The organism is Aminobacter sp. P4_D5, assembly GCF_056401815.1.
The window spans coordinates 1-561 of sequence record NZ_JBFUIP010001196.1 but is presented as its reverse complement, the minus strand read 5'-3'; the positions used below and the strand labels follow the sequence as shown (position 1 = coordinate 561).

Here is a 561-nt window from a genome sequence, read left to right as displayed (position 1 = left end):
TGACCGCCTTGGCCGCCAAAAGCCCCTTGCCGCTGACCTCCGAGCCCACATCCTTCGCGAGGCCCAGGGCAAAGGGGATCGATGTCGCCACGACGACGGCGGCAACGAGGAAGGCAGCCGTGAAGTCGGCGGGCCGCAGCACGGCATGGCCGGTCACATGGCGGGCCAGTTCCAGCGAGGCCGTCGCCAGCACGACGCCCAAGGCTGGCGCGAGCTGCTGCGCGGTGCCGTAGAAGCTCGTGGCCGCGCTGAGCTGCCCCCGCGTCGTATCGGCGAAAGCGAGGGTGTTGAGCGCGGTGAACTGCAGCGAGCGGAACAGCCCTCCCAGGGCCAGCACCGCGAACATCGCCGCGATCGGCCAGTCCGCCGTGAACATGGCGCCCGAGGCGACGCCGAGCACCGCCAGCATCCCGTTGCCGATGATCACCGTCCGAAAGCCGAAGCGGCGAAGGATGGGGCGCGTCAGCGGCTTCATGGCGAAGGCGCCGATCGCTGTCGCGAAGGCGACGAACCCCGCCTCCGTAGGCCGCCAGCCGAAGCCGACCTGCAGCAGCATGGGGA

General features: G+C 70.2%; 1 protein-coding gene. It reads right to left on the bottom strand.

What is annotated here, in order from left to right; translation table 11 throughout:
- A partial coding sequence (locus tag AC1DWF_RS37450) for an MFS transporter (RefSeq protein WP_476843479.1) occupies positions 1–561 on the bottom strand: 561 nt, incomplete at both ends.